Below are 16,599 nucleotides of genomic sequence, written 5' to 3'. Positions count from 1 at the left end.
ACTGCTCCTTACCGCTACCTGTTCACTTCATCGCATCAGCTGATCGTGCCGATCAGCTTGAGCCGCTTGTCTTCCGGCACCTCGGTGTAGGCCAGCACCGACAGCGAGGGCACGCTGTGGCGGACCAGCCGCGCCAGCGCGGCGCGAACCGTGGCTGGCACCAGCACCACCGCCGGTTCACCGCGCGCTTCCTGGCGGCCTGCGCAATCGGCCAGGCTCTGTTGCAACCGTTCGGCAAGACCCGGTTCCAGCGCGGCGCCGGAAGCGCCTTGCGCGGAATCCTGCAAGACCCGTTCCAGTGGCGCCGCCAGGGTGAACACCGGCAGCTCCGGCGCGGCACCGGCGATCTCCTGGACGATGAAGCGCCCCAGCGTGTTGCGCACCGCGGCGGTGAGCACGGCCGGGTCCTGGCTGTGCGCGCCGTGCTCGACCAGGGCTTCGGCGATCTTGCGCAGCTGGCGGACCGGCACGCGCTCGACCAGCAGGTTCTGCAGCACGCGCACCAGCACCGACAGCGACAGGGTCTTCGGGCTGAGGTCTTCGGCCAGCTTCGGCGCACGCTTGGCCAGGGTGGCCAGCAGCTCCTGCACCTCTTCGTGGCCGAGCAGCTCCGGCGCGTGTTCGCGGACCAGGTGCGAAAGGTGGGTGGCGACCACGGTGGCCGGGTCCACGACGGTGTACCCCATCGATTCGGCCTGCGCACGCTGGTGCGGCTGGATCCACACCGCATCCAGGCCGAACGCCGGGTCCTTGCCCTTGATCCCGTCGATCGCGCCCAGCGCGCCACCCGGGTCCAGTGCCAGGTCGCGGTCGGGATGGATCTCGCCGGTGGCCACCGGCACGCCGTGGACCAGCAGGCGGTAATGGTTCGCCGGCAGTTCCAGGTTGTCGCGGATGTGCACCGGCGGGATCAGGAATCCGATCTCGTGGGTCAGCTTGCGGCGCACGGCCTTGATCCGTGCCATCAGCTCGCCGCCCTGGGCCTTGTCCACCAGCGGGATGAGCCGGTAGCCGACTTCCAGGTCGAGCGGATCGACCGGGCGCAGTTCGTCCCAGTCCAGTTCGGCGCTGGACTGGCCCGGCGCCGGCAAGGCGCCGGCGACCGCGCCGTCGGCGCTGCCGTCCTGGCCCTGCTCGCTGCGCTTCCACAGTTTCCAGGCGCCGAAGGCCAGCGCACCGCCCAGTGTCAAAAAGGCGGCATTGGGCATGCCCGGGACCAGGCCGACCAGGATCAGGATGCCGGCGGCGATGGCCAGCGCCTTGTGCTGGCCGAACGCCTGGCCAACCATCGCCTGGCCCATGTCCTGGGCGCGCGAGGCGCGGGTGACCAGCATGGCCACGGCGGTCGACACCAGCAGCGCCGGCAACTGCGCGACCAGGCCGTCGCCGATCGAAAGCAGGGTGTAGGTCGCCGCCGCGTCGGCCACCGGCATGCCGTGCTGGAGCACGCCCACGCCCAGGCCACCGATCAGGTTGACGAACAGGATCAGGATGCCGGCGATCGCATCGCCGCGGATGAACTTGCTGGCGCCGTCCATCGCGCCGTAGAAGTCCGCTTCCTCGCGCACTTCCTCGCGGCGGGCCTTGGCCTCCTCGCGGGTCAGCAGGCCGGCGTTGAGGTCGGCGTCGATCGCCATCTGCTTGCCGGGCATGGCGTCGAGGATGAAGCGCGCCGTCACCTCGGAGATGCGCCCGGAGCCCTTGGTGATGACCACGAAGTTGATGATGGTCAGGATCGCGAAGACCACTATTCCGACCGCGTAGTTTCCGCCGACCACGAATTCGCCGAACGCGGCGATCACCTGGCCGGCGGCCTCGTGGCCGTCCTGGCCATGCAGCAGGATCACGCGCGTGGAGGCCACGTTCAGCGCCAGGCGCAGCATGGTCGTGGTCAGCAGGATGATCGGGAAGATCGTGAAGTCCAGCGGTCGCTGCACGTAGACCACCGCCAGCAGCACCACCAGCGAGATCGCGATGTTGAAGCTGAACAGCATGTCCAGCAGCATCGGCGGCATCGGCACCACGATCATGCCCAGCAGGGCGATCACCACCAGCGGTGCGCCCAGGCCGTTGCGGGCCAGTTCGACCAGGCGGCGCGACATCGGGGTGGACGAGGGCAGGGCGCTCATCGGCGGTTACCGCCCGGCTTTCCGTTGTCGGGGAACTCGTCCACGGCCACGGCGCCCAGCTGCGGCGAGGCGGGCGCGGTGCCGGCGCGCCAGGCGCGCAGCTGGTAGACGTAGGACAGGACCTGGGCGACAGCGGCGTACAGTCTCACGGGGATTTCCTTGCCGAGCTGGCTCTCCCTATACAAGGCGCGTGCCAGAGGCGGCGCCGACACGATCGTGACCCGGTGCCGGTCGGCCACTTCGCGGATGCGATGCGCCACTTCGTCCACGCCCCGCGCCACGACCGTGGGCGCGCGCATGTTGTCGCCGTCGTACTTGAGCGCCACCGCGTAGTGGGTCGGGTTGACCACGATCACGTCGGCGGCAGGCACCGCTTCCATCATCCGGCGCTGCGACAGCTGGAACTGCATCTGCCGGATCTTGCCCTTGACCTGCGGATTGCCTTCGCTCTGCTTGGCCTCGTCGCGAAGTTCCTGGCGGGTCATCTTCAGCTTCCGCAGCCAGTTCCAGCGCTGGTAGGGCGCATCGATCGCGGCCAGCAGCGCCAGCGCGCCGGCGGTGGCCAGCAGCAGGCGGCCGGCGAAGTGCAGGCCGGTGCGCGCAGCCTCCTCCAGGCTCTGGTTGGGCATGCTGCGCAGCACGTCCATGCCGTGGGCCAGGGTCAGGCCTGCGGCCGTGCCGACGAATGCGACGCGCATCAGGGACTTGGCGAGCTCGGCCAGGCTTTCCGGGCCGTAGGTGCGCTTGAGCCCGGACATCGGGTTGAGCCGGCTCAGGTCGGGCACGAGCGACTTGCCGGAAAACTGCAGGGCGCCCATCACCAGCGGTGCGACGAATGCGGCGAGCAGCGACACGACCGCCAGCGGCAGCATCACCCAGACCAGCTGCAGGACCAGCAGGCCCATGTGCCCGAACAGGCGTTCGGGCGCATGCAGCAGCGCCCGGTCCGGAGTGAGTGCGCCGCGCAGCCAGCCCTGGGTGCCATGCGCCAGCGCAGGCCCGTAGCTGAGCAGCGCGATCACCCCGGCGCCGAACACCGCGGCGGTCGCCAGCTCGCGCGATCGCGGCAGGTTTCCCTTTTCGCGGGCCTCGCGCAGCCGTTTCTCGCTGGGTTGCTCAGTGCGCTCCTGGCCGTCCTCGTTCTCGGACATCGCCGGTTCCTGCCCCGGGGTGGGGACCGGGAATCAGGTCAGGCGATGCAAGCCCCGTTCCACAACCGACGCGAACCCCGCCGGGACAGGCCCATGCAGGCCGGTGAAGATCGGCTCCCGCTCGCTGCCGCGCCGCGGGCTCAGGGCGACGACCCGGCCAGGCTCGGAAGGCTGTCCAGCGGCTGCGGCCGGCCGATGTGGTAGCCCTGGATCCAGTCGACCTGAAGTTCCTCCAGGACCGCCAGGATCGCGGCATCCTCGACGTACTCGGCGATCGTCTCGGCCTGGTAGGCGCGGGCGATGGTGACCATGGCCCGGACCAGGTCGCGGTCGCGCGGGTTGCTGGCGACATTGCGCACGAAGGTGCCGTCGATCTTGACCAGGTCGATCGGCAACTGCTGCAGGCGCTCGAAGCTCTGCATGCCAGTGCCGAAGTCGTCGAGCGCGATCAGGCAGCCGCGCTGGCTCAGCCCGTCCAGCAAGGGGCGCACCTGGACCAGGCCACCGGTGATCGCGCGTTCGGTGATCTCGAAACACAGGCGCTCGGCGCAACCGGGGAACACGTCCAGCTGGTACAGCAGCCAGTTGCGGAAGTTCTCCGACACCAGGCTGCGACCGGTCAGGTTCACGGTCAGCCGCGGGTACGGCAGCTGGTGGCTGTTGTCGCGCATCCAGGTCAGCAGGGTCTCGATCACCGCGCGGTCGAGTTCGACCTCGCCGCGGCTGGCGTCGAGCTCGTCCATGTAGTCGCGCGGCATCAGCAGGCGCCCGTCGTCGCTGCGCAGCCGGCACAGGATCTCGCCCATCTGCGCGGTGGTCGCGGACAGTCGGCGGATCGGCTGCACGTGCAGTTCGATCTTGCGCCGGCGCAGCAGCGAAAGCGCCAGGGAATGGGTTTCCAGCATCGCCCGCAGCGCGGCCGGGTCGCTGAGCCCGGGTGTCGCGAACAACGGGGCGGTCTCGCCACGCTGGCGCGCGGCCTGCATCGCGCCGTAGGACGCGTCCAGCGCCAGTTCCAGCGATTGCGCACTCGCGTCGCGCAGCGGGCACACCCCCAGGTGGGGCTCGATCCGCACCTGGGCTTCGGCATAGTTGAACTCGAACTGTTCGATCCTGGCCAGCAGCGCCTTCCACGACATGTCCGCGCGGGTCGGCACCAGCGCGAAGCGGCCCATGCCCAGCGTGTAGGCCTGCACGTCCGGTTGCAGGAAATCGTGGATCGAGGCGGTAAGCGCTTCCTGCGCCGGCAGGCCGTAGCCGGCCATCAGGTTGTCCAGGTGCTCGATGCCCAGGCAGCCGATCTCGGCGGGTGGTTGCCCGCCGTGGGTCAGGTCGTGGCGCAGCGCATTGATGTTGGGAACGCCGCTGAGTCCGTCGCGACGGCTTTCCTCGGCCAGCCGGGCGATGGCGCGGCGGTTGTCGCGCGCGATCACCTGGGTGAGCACCATGAGCTGCTGCAGCACGCTCATCTCGAAACCGATCTGCAGCAGGTGCAAGGCATCGCTGCGCAATCCGACCCGGGTGCCGGCGCCGACCAGGTAGACCAGCAGCAGGGTCACCGCGGCGATCAGCGGCGCCGACCAGCGCCAGGGCAGGCGCAGCACCGCCCAGACCATCAGCGCGGCGAGCATGAAGCGCTGGTCGAGCAGGCCGCCGAGGGGATGCTGGCTGCTCCCTGGCAGCGCCCAGAGCAGCGCCGTCAGCAACATGGAATAGCCGCCCAGCAGGACCCACTCCCACCAGAACATGCGGCTGGGCATCGGCGCAGGCTCGTTGCGACCGGTGAAGAACAGCACGATCGGCAGCGTCAGGCAGAGCACGCCGAAGAAGCGCGCGAAGCCGACCTGCAGGGTCTGGTCGAGGAGGTTGGGTGGTGCGACTTCGGAGAACAGGCCGTTGACCAGCTCGTGGCCCAGCGCCCAGCCAAGCGGGTAGAGCACCAGCGCGATCGCGCCGTACGGAACAATGTCGCGCTGGCGGATCCTGTTCTTTCCGGGCGGGCGCGGCCAACCCATCCAGTGGGCGCACAGTACGGTCCAGCCATACATCGCCGCATACAGCGGCAGCGAGCGCAGCAACAGCTCCCAGGTGCCGCTGTCGTCCTCGCGCAGCAGCAGTCGCACGCACCAGGCCAGGAACAGCGACAGGTAGCCGATCCGGAAGTAGAGCTTGTGCGGCGAGAGCATCGCCAGGGCGAGCAGCACGCCCCATTGAAGGTGGGCCAGCGAGGCGGTCGCGCCAGTGCCGAAGCCCGGCCAGTAGGGAATGGCGAGCAGCGGCAGGCCGAAGCAGAGCGCCGCGATCAGGATCGCGTCGCGGGTATTGCGCCGGGTCCATTGCTGCATGACGCCCCCTGCGTCAGTGCCCGACCGCACTATGCGGCCGCCATCGGCAAATGGAAAGCGTTGCCGCCGATGCCCTGGGCCGGGGCGGCGCAGGCCGGCGCCTCGCCAGTACGGGGTGTGCATCGGCGGAGCCTCCACGCCGCATGGGATTGCTGCGCTACTGGCTGGTATCGGCGTGGTGGCGGGCGATCTTGACCCGGCTCAGGGAGCGGCGACGCGGGCGCCGGTGGCCCAGGCTGCATCGAACAGGGCCTGCACCGGCGTGGCCAGTTCACCGACCAGCACCGCCAGCAGGAACAGGCCGGTCAGCACGGCCACCGGCAGGCCGAGCTGGATCGGGTTGAGCGCCGGTGCCGCGCGGGCGAGCACGCCGAAGGCCAGGTTGGTCGCCAGCAGCGCGACCATCACCGGCAGCGCCAGCGTCAGGCCGCCGCGCAGGACCAGCGAGAACAGTTCGACCACCACGCCCAGGCTGGCGCCGGTGTCGCCCCAGGGCGCGGCGATCGGCAGCACCTGGTAGCTGCGCACCAGCAAGGCGATCATGGCCAGGTGGCCGTCGGCGGCGAAGAACAGCAGCCCGAACGCGATGTAGAACCACTGCGCGACCACGCCCGAGCTGGTGCCGCGCAGCGGATCGTTCATCTGCGCGAAGGCCAGGCCCATGCCCTGCGACACCAGTTCGCCGGCGAGCGCGCCGGCCTCGAACACCAGCTTCAGGACGAAGCCCATCGCCACGCCCATCGCCACTTCGCGGGCCACGCCCAGCACGGTGACCGCGTCGATGCCGCCCGCCTGGGGCGGCGGTGGCAGCATCGGTGCGATCGCCATCGCCAGCGCGCCGGCCAGCAGCACGCGCAGGCGCACCGGCACCGCGCGCGTGCCGATCAGCGGCATGGCCATCAGCATCGCGCCGGTGCGCAGCATGGTCCACATGATCGTGCCCAGCATGCCGAAGGCTTGCTGGCCATCGATCAGCATGGCGGTGGCGGCATCCATCGCGCGTCGCGCCCGGGTCAGCCGATCAGGTGCGGGATGCGCTGGAACAGCGCGATGGTGTAGTCGACCAGGTAGGCGAGCAGGAAGCTGCCGAGCGCGAACAGTGCCGCGGTCAGGGTCACCGCCTTGGCGATGAACGCGATGGTCGGCTCGTTGAGCTGGGTCGCGGCCTGGATGACGCCCACGACGATACCGACCACCAGCACCGCCAGCAGCAGCGGGCCACCGACCCAGAGCGCAACTTCCAGGCCGCGGCGCAGTTCGGTCAGGGCGAGTTCGGGGGCCATGCTCAGACTCCGTTGAAGCTGGCGGCCAGGGTGCCGACGGTCAGGACCCAGCCGTCGACCAGCACGAACAGCAGGATCTTGAACGGCGCGGAGATCAGCATCGGCGACAGCATCATCATGCCCATCGACATCAGCACGCTGGCCACGACCAGGTCGATGATCACGAACGGGATGAAGATCAGGAAGCCGATCTCGAACGCGGTCTTCAGTTCGGAGGTCACGAACGAGGCCACCAGCACCGGGAACGGCACCGCTTCCGGACCGCTGTAGGTGTCGTGCCCGGCCAGGCCGGCGAAGGTCATCAGGTCGGTCTCGCGCACCTGGGCCAGCATGAAGCCGCGCAGCGGCGATGTGCCCAGGTCCCAGGCGGTACGGAAATCGATGCGGCCGTCGAGGTACGGTGCGAAGCCGAGGTCCCAGGCCTTCTGCCACACCGGCATCATGATCATCGCGGTCAGGAACAGGGCCAGGCCGACCAGGATCTGGTTGGAGGGCGTCTGCCCGGTGCCCAGCGCCTGGCGCAGCAGGGCCAGCACGATGATGATCCGGGTGAACGCGGTCATCACCAGCAGCAGCGACGGCAGCAGGGTGATCGCCGTCATCAGCAAAAGGGTCTGCAATGGCACGCTGACCGGCGCATCGCCGATCCGGCCGACGGTCACGTTCGGCAGCGTCGGCATCTGCGGCGCGACGGGCGCGGCCAGCGCCAGCAGCGGCGCGCATGCGACCAGCAGCAGGGCAAGCAGGATGAGGACGCGGGAAAGGCGGAGGCGCGGCATGTCAGGCGTCCTTGCGCAGCCGCTTGGACAGCAGCTGGGCGAAGTCAGGCAGGTCTTTCAGGGTGGGTAGCTTGGGGGCTTCGACTGCGGGCAGCGGCTGCGCCAGTTCGTGCAGGCGGGTGATGCCGGCCGGGGTCACGCCCAGCAGCAGTTGCGTACCGCCCACGTCCAGCACCACGGCGCGTTCCTTGGATCCCAGTTGCAGGCTGGCCACCACGCGCAGCCCTTCGGCGGGGCGGAAACCGGCGCCGGGCAGGCGCCTGAGCAGCCAGGCCAGGCCCAGGATCAGCCCCAGCACCAGCATCAGCGCCAGGAACGCGCCGAACAGGCCGGTGGGCGCGGCCTGCGCCGCCGGCTTGGCCGCGTTCGCGATGGCCGGCGTGGCGGCAGCCAGGGTGGACAGCGTGAGGCTCACCGCAGTCTCCGGATCCGCTCGCTCGGGCTGACCACGTCGGTCAGGCGCACGCCGAACCGGTCGTTGATCACCACCACCTCGCCATGCGCGATCAGGGTGCCGTTGACGTAGACGTCCAGCGGTTCGCCTGCGCCGCGCTCCAGTTCGATGACCGAACCCTGGTTGAGCTGGAGCAGGTTGCGGATCGGCATGCGCGAGCGGCCCACTTCCAGCGACAGGGTCACCGGCACGTCGAGGATCACGTCGAGGTTGAGGTCGCGCGCGTCGAGCATGCTGTCGGACTGCAGCGCGTCGAACTGCGCCAGCGCGGTGGCGGATTCTTCCTGGGTGTTCATGCGGATGTTTCCTCGGTATTGACGGGCGTGCGCGGCGCCGGGGCGCCGGGCGGGCGGGTCTGGACGATCTTCACCGCGTTGCGGCCGTTGGACAGGCCGAACTCGCCGGTGAAGACCGGAATGTCCTCGACGCATACCGGCACGCTCGGCGGCAGGTCGATGGGCAGGATGTCGCCGACCTTGAGCCGGGTGAGCTGGCGCAGGTCGATGCGCTTGCTCGCCAGCACGCTGGAGACGGTGACCTCGGCCAGCATCAGCTGCTCGCGCAGCGTGCTGTTCCAGCTCTCGTCGCGGTCGATGCGGTCGCTCTGGATGCCGGCGTCGAGCAGTTCGCGGATCGGCTCGAGCATGGAGTACGGCAGGGTCACGTGGATCTCGCCGCCGCCGCCCTCCAGCTCGACGTGGAAGCGGCTGACCACCACGTACTCGCGCGGGGTGACGATGTTGGCGAAGTGCGGGTTGATCTCGGAGTTGATGTACTCGAACTCCACGTTCATCACCGGCGCCCAGGCCTCGACCAGGTCGGCGAAGGTCTGCTTGAGCAGCAGCTGGATCACCCGCATCTCGGTCGGGGTGAACTCGCGGCCTTCGATGCGGGTGGGGTAGCGGCCGTCGCCACCGAAGAAGTTGTCCACCACGGTGAACACGAGCTTGGGCTCGAACACGATCAGGCCCATGCCGCGCAGCGGCTTGAAGCGGATCAGGTTGAGGTTGGTCGGCACGTACAGCGAATGCATGTAGTCGCCGAACTTGATCAGCTCGATGCCGCGCACCGACAGGTCGGCCGAGCGCCGGATCAGGTTGAACAGGCCGATCCGCCACAGCCGCACGAAGCGCTCGTTGACCATCTCCAGGGTCGGCATCCGGCCGCGGATGATCCGGTCCTGGCTGGCGAAGTCGTACTGCCGGGCGACGCCGGGATCGAACGGCTCGGGCTCGGTGCTGACGGCGCCGGAATCCACGCCATGCAGCAGCGCGTCGATCTCGTCCTGTGACAGCAGGTCGTTGATGCTCATGGCGCGCGGGATCCGGTTACTGGGTGACGAAACTGGTGAACAGCAGTTCTTCGACGCTGGGCGAGCCGGTCTCGGCGCGCATCAGCTTGCGCACTTCAGCCAGGGCCAGCGCCTGCAGCTTCTCCTTGCCGGTGCGATCGGCGATGCCCTGCGCATCCTGCTGGGCGAGCAGCATCAGCAGGCGCGCGCGGATCGCGGGGGCATGGCGTTCGAGCTGGGCCAGCGCGGCCGGATCGCGGGTCATCAGCTGGATCTCGACCTGCAGGTACTGCGGGCCGGCATTGGCGCCGGTGAGGTTGACCACGAACGGCGGTTCCAGCGCCAGGTACTGGGCGGGCGCGGGCAGCTTGGGCTTGCGCGCTTCGGCGGCGGCCTGCTCGGCAGCGGAGGCCTGGCGCGAACTCCAGTACCAGCCGCCGCCGGCGCCAGCGGCGGCCAGGACCGCGACAGCGCTGATGATCAGCGGCAGCTTGCTGCCGGCCTTGGTGGCGTGCGCGGCGCCTTTCTGGGCCGTGGCGCGGGAATTCTTGTCGGCAGCTGTGGCCACGCGTCGATCTCCTGAGGGTTGCCCCGGTCAGGATGCAAGCGGCGTGCCGTGGCTCCGGCGGGAAACCGGCGCGTGGGTCCCTGCGTACCGTGATGCCTGGTTTTCGTAGGAGCGGGCATGACCGCGACACCGACGCCGTTGGCCTGGGCGTCGTCGTCGTGGTTCCGATGGGCTCGGTGTCGCGGTCGTGCCCGCTCCTACAGGGACGGTGTAGTCCCGGGATTGGTGCCTGCGCCTGGATCAGGCGTAGGCGTCAAGCAGGCCGCGGGCGACCTGTCGTACCGGGGGCGGGGTGGCAGGGCCGTCATCCGTCCCGCCGCTTGCGCCACCACCACGGGAGCCATTGCCCTGTCCGCTGCCGTCCTGCTGCGACTGCTGGCCCACGCCGGCATGGGCCAGCTGGAAGCCGTTCTGCCCGAGCATTTCGCGCAATCGCGGCAGGCCGTTCTCCAGGGCCTGTCGCACTTCCGGCTGGGCACTGCTGAAGTCGGCGCTGATCCGGTCGCCGTCCAGCTGCAGGCGGATCTCCACCGGTCCGAGGTCCTGGGGCGAAATGCGGATGTGCGCGTGGCCGATCTTCTGCCCGGCCAGCCATTGCACGTGGGTACCGACGTCATCGGCGAAGGCTGCACCGTGCAGCTGCGGCGTCGGCGCATTGGGGGGCGTCGACAGCGGCGGCGTGGGCGAGGCCTGCGTAGCCGTCGCAGGTGAGGCCATCGCCAGCGGGAAGGCGCTTACGCCTGCGTTCGGCGTGGTGTCGGCACCGGCATCGGCGACCGGTTGCAGCAAAGTGGCCAGCGTATCGGCCGCTGCCGGGGTGGCCGCTGCATCGGCGGCGGCATCCGCGGTGCCGACGGCCAGTCCCCCGCTGGCAGTCATCGCCGCGGTGCTGGCAGCGCTTGCATGCGGGAACGGCGCGGCCATCGCGCTCGTCGGCGTGGGCGTGGGCGTGGGCGTCGTCGGTGGCGGTGTAGGCGTCGGCGCAAGACCCGGCGCGAGCAGGCTGGCCAGGCCCGGCGGCGGCCAGGCGGCTGCGGGGGCGGTAGTGGGCTCGTCCGCCGGCACCCGTTCAAGGGCGTCCCCGCTGGCGGCGCTCGCAGTGGGCGCCGGGGTGCTTTCAACGTCGCGCGCCGACGCGGCTTCTTGCGTCTTCGATGCGCGCGGCTGGGCGCTGTCGCGGCCACCGGATTCCGCCCGGCGGCCGGGGGCCTGCGCGGCCTCGCCCGATCCCGCCGGTGCGCCGCCGTCGAGCATGCGCGAAAAGTCCTCGCCCTCGCGGGCGTCACCTGCAGAAATGCCCGCCTGCTTGCCTGCCGAACCGGGCTGTGGCGCGGACGAAACTGCGCTGGCCAAGGCCGATGGATTCAACGCGATTCCCCTTCCGCATCGCCGGCCTGCTGGGCCGCGCGGACGCGTCGTGCGCCGAGGTCGTCCATCTCGCGCTGGCTGCGGCGTTCGTCGACCTTGCGCTCCTGCGCCCGGTAGCTGGCCGACAGCTGCTCGAGCACCTGCTTGTCGCGGCTGGCCAGGAGCAGGCGGGCGCGCTCGGCGTCCACGTTCTCGCGGCTGTGGTCCACGGTGCGGCTCTGCTGTTCCACCGCGCTCTCGAGCCGGTCCAGGAAGGCGCGGCGGTTGGCCAGTTGCGCCGGGCTGATCGCGGCCATCTGGCTGGAGGCGTACTCGTCGGCGTAACGGCGCAGTTCGGCCAGCCGCGATTCCTGCAGCTCGTGCGCGCGCTGGCGCTCGGCCAGGTCGCGGGCCACGGTGTCTTCGTGCTCCTGCGCGCGGCGCAGCAGCGGGTCGAAGCGGCGGGACTGCATCATGCGACGTTCTCCTTCTTGTGCAGCAGGCCGGGCTCAAGCAGGGCGGCCAGCGCGTCGCGGCTGTGGTGCAGGTCCGCGGCCCGGGCCACGTCCTGGCCGAGGAACTCGACGATTTCCGGCCAGCGGTCCAGGGCCTCGTCCACCACCGGATCGCCGCCGCGCTGGTAGGCGCCGATGGCGATCAGGTCGCGGTTGCTGTTGTAGGCGGAGACCAGGCGCTTGAGCGCGCGGATCCGTGCGCGCCAGGTGTCGTCGGCGATGTCCTGCACGACGCGGCTGACCGAGGACTCCACGTCGATGGCCGGATACAGGCCGGCATCGGCGATCCGCCGCGACAGCAGGATGTGGCCATCGAGGATCGCGCGCGCCGCGTCGGCGATCGGATCCTGCGGATCGTCGCCTTCGGTGAGCACGGTGTAGAACGCGGTGATCGAACCGCGGCCGGCGGCGCCATTGCCGGCGCGCTCGACCAGGGCCGGCAGCTTGGCGAACACCGACGGCGGATAGCCGCGGGTGGTCGGCGGCTCGCCCACCGACAGGCCGATCTCGCGCTGGGCCTGGGCGAAGCGGGTGAGCGAATCCATCAGCAGCAGCACGTTCAGGCCCTGGTCGCGGAACCACTCGGCGATGGCGGTGGCGCGATAGGCGCCATGCAGCCGCGCCAGCGGCGGGCGATCGGCCGGTGCGGCCACGACCACGGCGCGGCGCAGGCCTTCCTCGCCCAGGGTGGTCTCGACGAAATCGCGCACTTCGCGGCCACGTTCGCCGATCAGGCCTACGACGATCACGTCGGCGGCGGTGTAGCGGGTCATCATTCCCAGCAACGTCGACTTGCCCACGCCCGAGCCCGCGAACAGGCCCACGCGCTGGCCGCGGCCGATCGGCAGCAGTGCATTGATCGCGCGCACGCCCACGTCCAGCGGCTGGATGATCGGTTCGCGCGCCAGCGGATTGATCGAGACGCCGGCCATGCCGACGCTGCCTTCGGCGCGGATCGGGCCGCGGCCGTCCAGCGGCACGCCGTCGGAATCGATCACCCGGCCGAGCAGGCCCTCGCCGACTTCCACGCCGCCGCGGCGACGGACCGGGACCACCCGCGCGTTCGGCAGCAGGCCATGCAGTTCGGCGCTGGGCATCAGCGAGGTGCGTTCGCCGGCGAAACCGACGACCTCCGCTTCGACCCAGCCGCCATCGGCGACTTCGACCTTGCAGGTCGCGCCCATCGGTGCCTCGCAGCCGGTCGCCTCGAGGGTCAGTCCGATGGCGCGGCGCAGGATGCCTTCGCGGATCAGGCCGCGACCGCTGGACGGATCCAGCGCGATCGTTTCCAGGCGCGTGGCCAGGCGCAGGTTGCGTGCCGCCAGCCAGTCGGCCGGCACGGCGCCGGCGACGGCCGGAGCGGGGGAGGCGGGACTGGATTGCGGCGTCATGCGCGCGCTCCGGCCTTGTGGATCACGCTTTCCAGCGCGCCGCGCAGGCGGGCTTCCAGGGTGCCGTCGATGCGCACCGCTTCGGCGTGCACGCGCAGGTCGCCGCGGCCCAGGGTCGGGTCGGGCACCAGGCGCGCGCCGCTGACCAGGGCCAGCAGCGGGGCCAGTGCGTGGATGTCGTCCGGGTGCAGGCGCACCTCGACGTCGCGGCTGGTGCCGCCGACCGCGTCGAGTGCTTCGCCGACCAGGTCCGAGAGCAGCACCGGGTCGGCGCCATAGGCCCGACCGACCAGGCTGCCGGCGATGCGCACGGCCAGCTCACCGAGCGCCGCGGTGACCTCGTCCTCGAGGCGGGCGAGGGGGCGGGAGAAGTTGTCGAGGATGCCTTCGATCTGCGCGGTCAGGCGGCGCACTTCGGCCTGGCCCTGGGCGAATCCCTCCTGGTGGCCCAGCGCCAGCCCGGCTTCGTAGCCGTCACGGCGCGCGGCCTCCTCGATGGACTGGACCTCTTCCAGGCTCGGCGGCCGCGGCAGCGGCATGTCGCCGGGCGCATCGATCGCGGCGGCGGGCGTCGCATCCAGGTCCGGGGCCAGCCAGCGCACCACCGCGCTCATACCAGCTCCTCGCCGCCGCCGGCGCCGCCGAGGCTGACCACGCCTTCGTCGGCCAGGCGCCGCACGATGGTCAGGATTTCCTTCTGCGCGCCTTCCACGTCGGACAGGCGCACCGGTCCGCGTGCCTCCATGTCCTCGAGCAGGATCTCGGCGGCGCGCTGGGACATGTTGCGGGTGATCTTCTCGCGCACCTTGACGTCGGCGCCGCGCAGGGCGATGCCCAGGCGTTCGCCCGAGACTTCGCGCAACAGGGTCTGCAGTTCGCGGTCGTCCAGTTCGACCAGGTCGTCGAACACGAACATCAGGTCCTGGATGCGCTGGCTCAACTCGGCGTCCACCTGCGAAATCGCGCCGAGGATCGACTGGTCCTGGCCGGTTTCCAGGTAGTTGAGGATGTTGGCCGCGACCTTGACCCCGCCGATGTTGGAGGATTTCAGGTTCTGGTTGCCGGAGAACTGGCGCTCCATGATCTCGTTGAGTTCGTTGAGCGCGTTGGGCGGGATGCCGTCCAGGGTGGCGATGCGCAGGAGCACGTCGGCGCGGGTGCGCTCGGGCAGCAGCTTGAGCGTGTCGGCGGCGTGGTCGCCGTCCAGGTGCGAGAGCACGATCGCGATGATCTGCGGATGCTCGTTGCGGACCAGGTCGGAGATCGCGCGCGAGTCCATCCACTTCAGCGTGTCCAGGCCGGTGGTGTTGCGGCCGAGCAGGATGCGGTCGATCAGGCTGCCGGCCTTGTCGGCGCCCAGCGCCTGGATCAGCACGTTGCGGATGTAGTCGTCGGCGCCCACGCCCACCGAGGTCTGCTTGTCCAGCGCGCCGTCGAAGTCGTCCATCACCCGCAGTACCTGGTCGCGGGTGACGCCGCTCATGGTCGCCATCGCCAGGCCCAGCTTCTGCACTTCCTTGGCGCCCATGTGCTTGAGTACCTCGGCCGCGTCGTTCTCGCCCAGCGACAGCAGCAGCACCGCGGCGCGCTGCACGCCATTGAGTTCTTCGGTGGCGTTAGGTTGCTTCATTGCCCACCCACTCCCTCACCACCTGGGCGACCCGCTTGGAGTCGGACTTGACCGCTTCGCGCGCGTTGCGCAGCCGGTCCTCGTAGGCATCGGAGGCCAGCGCGATCGTCTGCTGGCGCGCGTGGCCGATGTGCGCGGTGTCGTTGGCCAGCGCCGGCATGTCGTCGTCGACCAGGGACACCTCGGCGGTTTCCTCGGCCAGGTCCTGGCGGTTGCGCGCCTTCGGCGCCGGACCGGCGATCTGGCGCAGCGCCGGGCGCAGCACGCCGAACAGCAGGGCCAGCACCACCAGCGCACCGAGCACCAGGCGCAGGGCATCGCGCACGCGCGGGTCTTCCCACCATTTGGGCGGCTCGATGGCATCGGCGTCTTCGCGTACGAACGCGGCATTGACCACCGAGACCACGTCACCGCGCGCGGCATCGAAGCCCACCGCCTGGCGGACCAGTTCCTCGACCCGCTTGACCTCTTCGGCGTCCATCGCCTGCAGCGTGGTCTTGCCGTCCTTGCCGGGGCGCGGCACGTGATCGACCAAGATCGCGGCGGTGATCCGGCGGATCCGGCCCGCCGGCTGGCGGGTGTGCTGCAGGGTGCGGTCCAGTTCGAAGTTGCGGGTGGCGCTGCGCGAGCTTTCGGTCGGACCGGCCGCGGCGACGGTGGCATTGGCCGGAGCGGCCGCAGCCGGATCGGCAGGGTTGGCGGCGCCGGCGGCGACCGGAGCATTCGCGCCGGGGGGGGTATTGCTGGTCGCGCCGGGGATGCCCTGCGGGCCCTCGGCGGCGGAGCTGTTCTCGCTGACCTGCTCGCTGCGCAGCTTGGCCGGCTCGCCGTTGAACAGTTCGCGCGCTTCCTCGGTGACCGAGAAGTCCATGTCCACGGTGACCTCGGCGTTGACCCGGCCCGGCCCGGTCAGCGGTTCGAGCAGCTCGCGGATGCGCTGGTTGTAGGACGTTTCCTGGCGACGGACCTGCTCGAACTGGGCGGCGCTGAGCGCCGATTCGCTGTCGCCGCCATTGCTGCTGAGCAGGCGGCCGTTCTGGTCGACCACGGTGACCCGCTCGGGGGACAGGTCGGGGATCGACGAGGACACCAGGTGCACGATCGCATCGACCTGGTTGCGCTCGAGCAGGGCGCCCGAACGCAGTTCGAGGACCACCGAGGCGCTGGCGGCCTCGCGCTGGCGGGTGAACGCCGACGGCTTGGGGATGGCCAGGTGCACGCGTGCGTCGCGCACCGGGCGCAGCGTGGCGATGGTGCGGACCAGCTCGGTCTCCAGCGCGTGCTGGTAGCGCGCGTTCTCGACGAACTGGCTCACGCCGAAACCCGGGTCGCGCTCCATCAGCTCGAAGCCCAGGCGGCCGCTCTCGGCCAGGCCGGATCCGGCAAGCTTCAGTCGCGCGTCGTGCAGGTTCTGCTCGGGCACCGAGATCGCGCCGCTGGCCTGGTCGAGCTTGAACGGGATCTGCGCGGCACGCAGCAGGTCGGCCGCCTCGGCGGTGGCCTTGGGGTCCAGGCCGGTATAGAGCGGGCTGTAGTCGGGCTTCTGCGACCAGAAGAACACGTACAGGCCGGCGGCGACCGCCAGCGCGATCATCGCCAGCGTGCCGGCCTTGCGGCCCAGCTGCATTTCCTGGAGCTTGACCACGGCCGAGGCGGCCTTCTCGGCGGCCTGCTCGCGGTTCAGTGATTCCCTGGATATCGAAAGCGCCATCGCGG

16 protein-coding genes are annotated in these 16,599 nt (G+C 70.2%); all 16 read right to left on the bottom strand.

What is annotated here, in order from left to right:
- Positions 1–35: 35 nt before the first annotated feature.
- The 16 genes from flhA to fliF all read right to left on the bottom strand — a co-directional run bounded on the left by flhA (position 36) and on the right by fliF (position 16,594).
- Positions 36–2,102, bottom strand: a complete 2,067-nt coding sequence (gene flhA, locus CSC65_RS10620; RefSeq protein ID WP_425501348.1) for a flagellar biosynthesis protein FlhA — start codon at positions 2,100–2,102, stop codon at positions 36–38.
- 23 nt (positions 2,103–2,125) lie between these two features.
- Positions 2,126–3,280, bottom strand: coding sequence for a flagellar biosynthesis protein FlhB (gene flhB / locus CSC65_RS10615; RefSeq protein WP_162410543.1), 1,155 nt, complete (start codon positions 3,278–3,280; stop codon positions 2,126–2,128).
- A gap of 140 nt (positions 3,281–3,420) precedes the next feature.
- Entirely contained in the window at positions 3,421–5,625 is a 2,205-nt protein-coding gene (locus tag CSC65_RS10610) for an EAL domain-containing protein (protein WP_162410542.1), read from the bottom strand.
- Positions 5,626–5,826: 201 nt separating this feature from the next.
- Positions 5,827–6,621 (bottom strand): flagellar biosynthetic protein FliR, encoded by a 795-nt coding sequence (gene fliR, locus CSC65_RS10605; RefSeq protein ID WP_162410541.1) that lies wholly within the window; start codon positions 6,619–6,621, stop codon positions 5,827–5,829.
- A 17-nt stretch (positions 6,622–6,638) separates the two neighbouring features.
- A complete protein-coding gene (locus CSC65_RS10600) occupies positions 6,639–6,908 on the bottom strand; it encodes a flagellar biosynthetic protein FliQ (RefSeq protein WP_162410540.1) in 270 nt (89 codons plus the stop codon).
- Positions 6,909–6,910: 2 nt separating this feature from the next.
- The gene (gene fliP / locus CSC65_RS10595) at positions 6,911–7,687 is read right to left on the bottom strand and encodes a flagellar type III secretion system pore protein FliP (RefSeq protein ID WP_162410539.1); all 777 of its coding nucleotides are present in this window, start codon (positions 7,685–7,687) and stop codon (positions 6,911–6,913) included.
- 1 nt (position 7,688) lies between these two features.
- Positions 7,689–8,090 (bottom strand): flagellar biosynthetic protein FliO, encoded by a 402-nt coding sequence (gene fliO / locus CSC65_RS10590; RefSeq protein ID WP_238390361.1) that lies wholly within the window; start codon positions 8,088–8,090, stop codon positions 7,689–7,691.
- Positions 8,091–8,098: 8 nt separating this feature from the next.
- Positions 8,099–8,374, bottom strand: a complete 276-nt coding sequence (fliN, locus tag CSC65_RS10585; RefSeq protein WP_238390360.1) for a flagellar motor switch protein FliN — start codon at positions 8,372–8,374, stop codon at positions 8,099–8,101.
- Between the two features lie 59 nt (positions 8,375–8,433).
- Positions 8,434–9,453 carry a flagellar motor switch protein FliM gene (fliM, locus tag CSC65_RS10580; protein ID WP_162410537.1) on the bottom strand — a complete coding sequence of 340 codons (1,020 nt, stop codon included), beginning with the start codon at positions 9,451–9,453 and terminating at the stop codon, positions 8,434–8,436.
- Positions 9,454–9,469: 16 nt separating this feature from the next.
- The gene (locus tag CSC65_RS10575) at positions 9,470–10,000 is read right to left on the bottom strand and encodes a flagellar basal body-associated FliL family protein (RefSeq protein ID WP_162410536.1); all 531 of its coding nucleotides are present in this window, start codon (positions 9,998–10,000) and stop codon (positions 9,470–9,472) included.
- A gap of 240 nt (positions 10,001–10,240) precedes the next feature.
- A complete protein-coding gene (locus CSC65_RS10570; RefSeq protein WP_238390353.1) occupies positions 10,241–11,353 on the bottom strand; it encodes a flagellar hook-length control protein FliK in 1,113 nt (370 codons plus the stop codon).
- A gap of 11 nt (positions 11,354–11,364) precedes the next feature.
- Positions 11,365–11,823 (bottom strand): flagellar export protein FliJ, encoded by a 459-nt coding sequence (fliJ, locus tag CSC65_RS10565; RefSeq protein WP_162410535.1) that lies wholly within the window; start codon positions 11,821–11,823, stop codon positions 11,365–11,367.
- Positions 11,820–13,253 carry a FliI/YscN family ATPase gene (locus CSC65_RS10560; RefSeq protein ID WP_162410534.1) on the bottom strand — a complete coding sequence of 478 codons (1,434 nt, stop codon included), beginning with the start codon at positions 13,251–13,253 and terminating at the stop codon, positions 11,820–11,822. Before CSC65_RS10560 ends, fliJ begins: the two co-directional genes overlap by 4 nt.
- Positions 13,250–13,867, bottom strand: coding sequence for a FliH/SctL family protein (locus CSC65_RS10555; RefSeq protein WP_162410533.1), 618 nt, complete (start codon positions 13,865–13,867; stop codon positions 13,250–13,252). Before CSC65_RS10555 ends, CSC65_RS10560 begins: the two co-directional genes overlap by 4 nt.
- A complete protein-coding gene (gene fliG, locus CSC65_RS10550; RefSeq protein WP_162410532.1) occupies positions 13,864–14,883 on the bottom strand; it encodes a flagellar motor switch protein FliG in 1,020 nt (339 codons plus the stop codon). The genes CSC65_RS10555 and fliG overlap by 4 nt, the downstream gene beginning before the upstream one ends.
- Positions 14,870–16,594, bottom strand: coding sequence for a flagellar basal-body MS-ring/collar protein FliF (fliF, locus tag CSC65_RS10545; RefSeq protein ID WP_162410531.1), 1,725 nt, complete (start codon positions 16,592–16,594; stop codon positions 14,870–14,872). The genes fliG and fliF overlap by 14 nt, the downstream gene beginning before the upstream one ends.
- Positions 16,595–16,599: the final 5 nt, after the last annotated feature.

The organism is Pseudoxanthomonas daejeonensis, assembly GCF_010093205.1.
Taxonomy (GTDB): Bacteria; Pseudomonadota; Gammaproteobacteria; order Xanthomonadales; family Xanthomonadaceae; genus Pseudoxanthomonas; species Pseudoxanthomonas daejeonensis.
Note: the sequence above shows the minus strand (reverse complement) of the source record. Positions and strands in the feature narration are given on the sequence as shown.

Bases quoted from the DNA above. Each gene is read 5' to 3' on its own strand.
- flhA (WP_425501348.1), bottom strand. From the start codon at position 2,102: ATGTCGCGCCGCCTGGTCGAACTGGCCCGCAACGGCCTGGGCGCACCG.
- flhB (WP_162410543.1), bottom strand. From the start codon at position 3,280: ATGTCCGAGAACGAGGACGGCCAGGAGCGCACTGAGCAACCCAGCGAG.
- CSC65_RS10610 (WP_162410542.1), bottom strand. From the start codon at position 5,625: ATGCAGCAATGGACCCGGCGCAATACCCGCGACGCGATCCTGATCGCG.
- fliR (WP_162410541.1), bottom strand. From the start codon at position 6,621: ATGGATGCCGCCACCGCCATGCTGATCGATGGCCAGCAAGCCTTCGGC.
- CSC65_RS10600 (WP_162410540.1), bottom strand. From the start codon at position 6,908: ATGGCCCCCGAACTCGCCCTGACCGAACTGCGCCGCGGCCTGGAAGTT.
- fliP (WP_162410539.1), bottom strand. From the start codon at position 7,687: ATGCCGCGCCTCCGCCTTTCCCGCGTCCTCATCCTGCTTGCCCTGCTG.
- fliN (WP_238390360.1), bottom strand. From the start codon at position 8,374: ATGCTCGACGCGCGCGACCTCAACCTCGACGTGATCCTCGACGTGCCG.
- fliM (WP_162410537.1), bottom strand. From the start codon at position 9,453: ATGAGCATCAACGACCTGCTGTCACAGGACGAGATCGACGCGCTGCTG.
- fliJ (WP_162410535.1), bottom strand. From the start codon at position 11,823: ATGATGCAGTCCCGCCGCTTCGACCCGCTGCTGCGCCGCGCGCAGGAG.
- CSC65_RS10560 (WP_162410534.1), bottom strand. From the start codon at position 13,253: ATGACGCCGCAATCCAGTCCCGCCTCCCCCGCTCCGGCCGTCGCCGGC.
- CSC65_RS10555 (WP_162410533.1), bottom strand. From the start codon at position 13,867: ATGAGCGCGGTGGTGCGCTGGCTGGCCCCGGACCTGGATGCGACGCCC.
- fliG (WP_162410532.1), bottom strand. From the start codon at position 14,883: ATGAAGCAACCTAACGCCACCGAAGAACTCAATGGCGTGCAGCGCGCC.
- fliF (WP_162410531.1), bottom strand. From the start codon at position 16,594: ATGGCGCTTTCGATATCCAGGGAATCACTGAACCGCGAGCAGGCCGCC.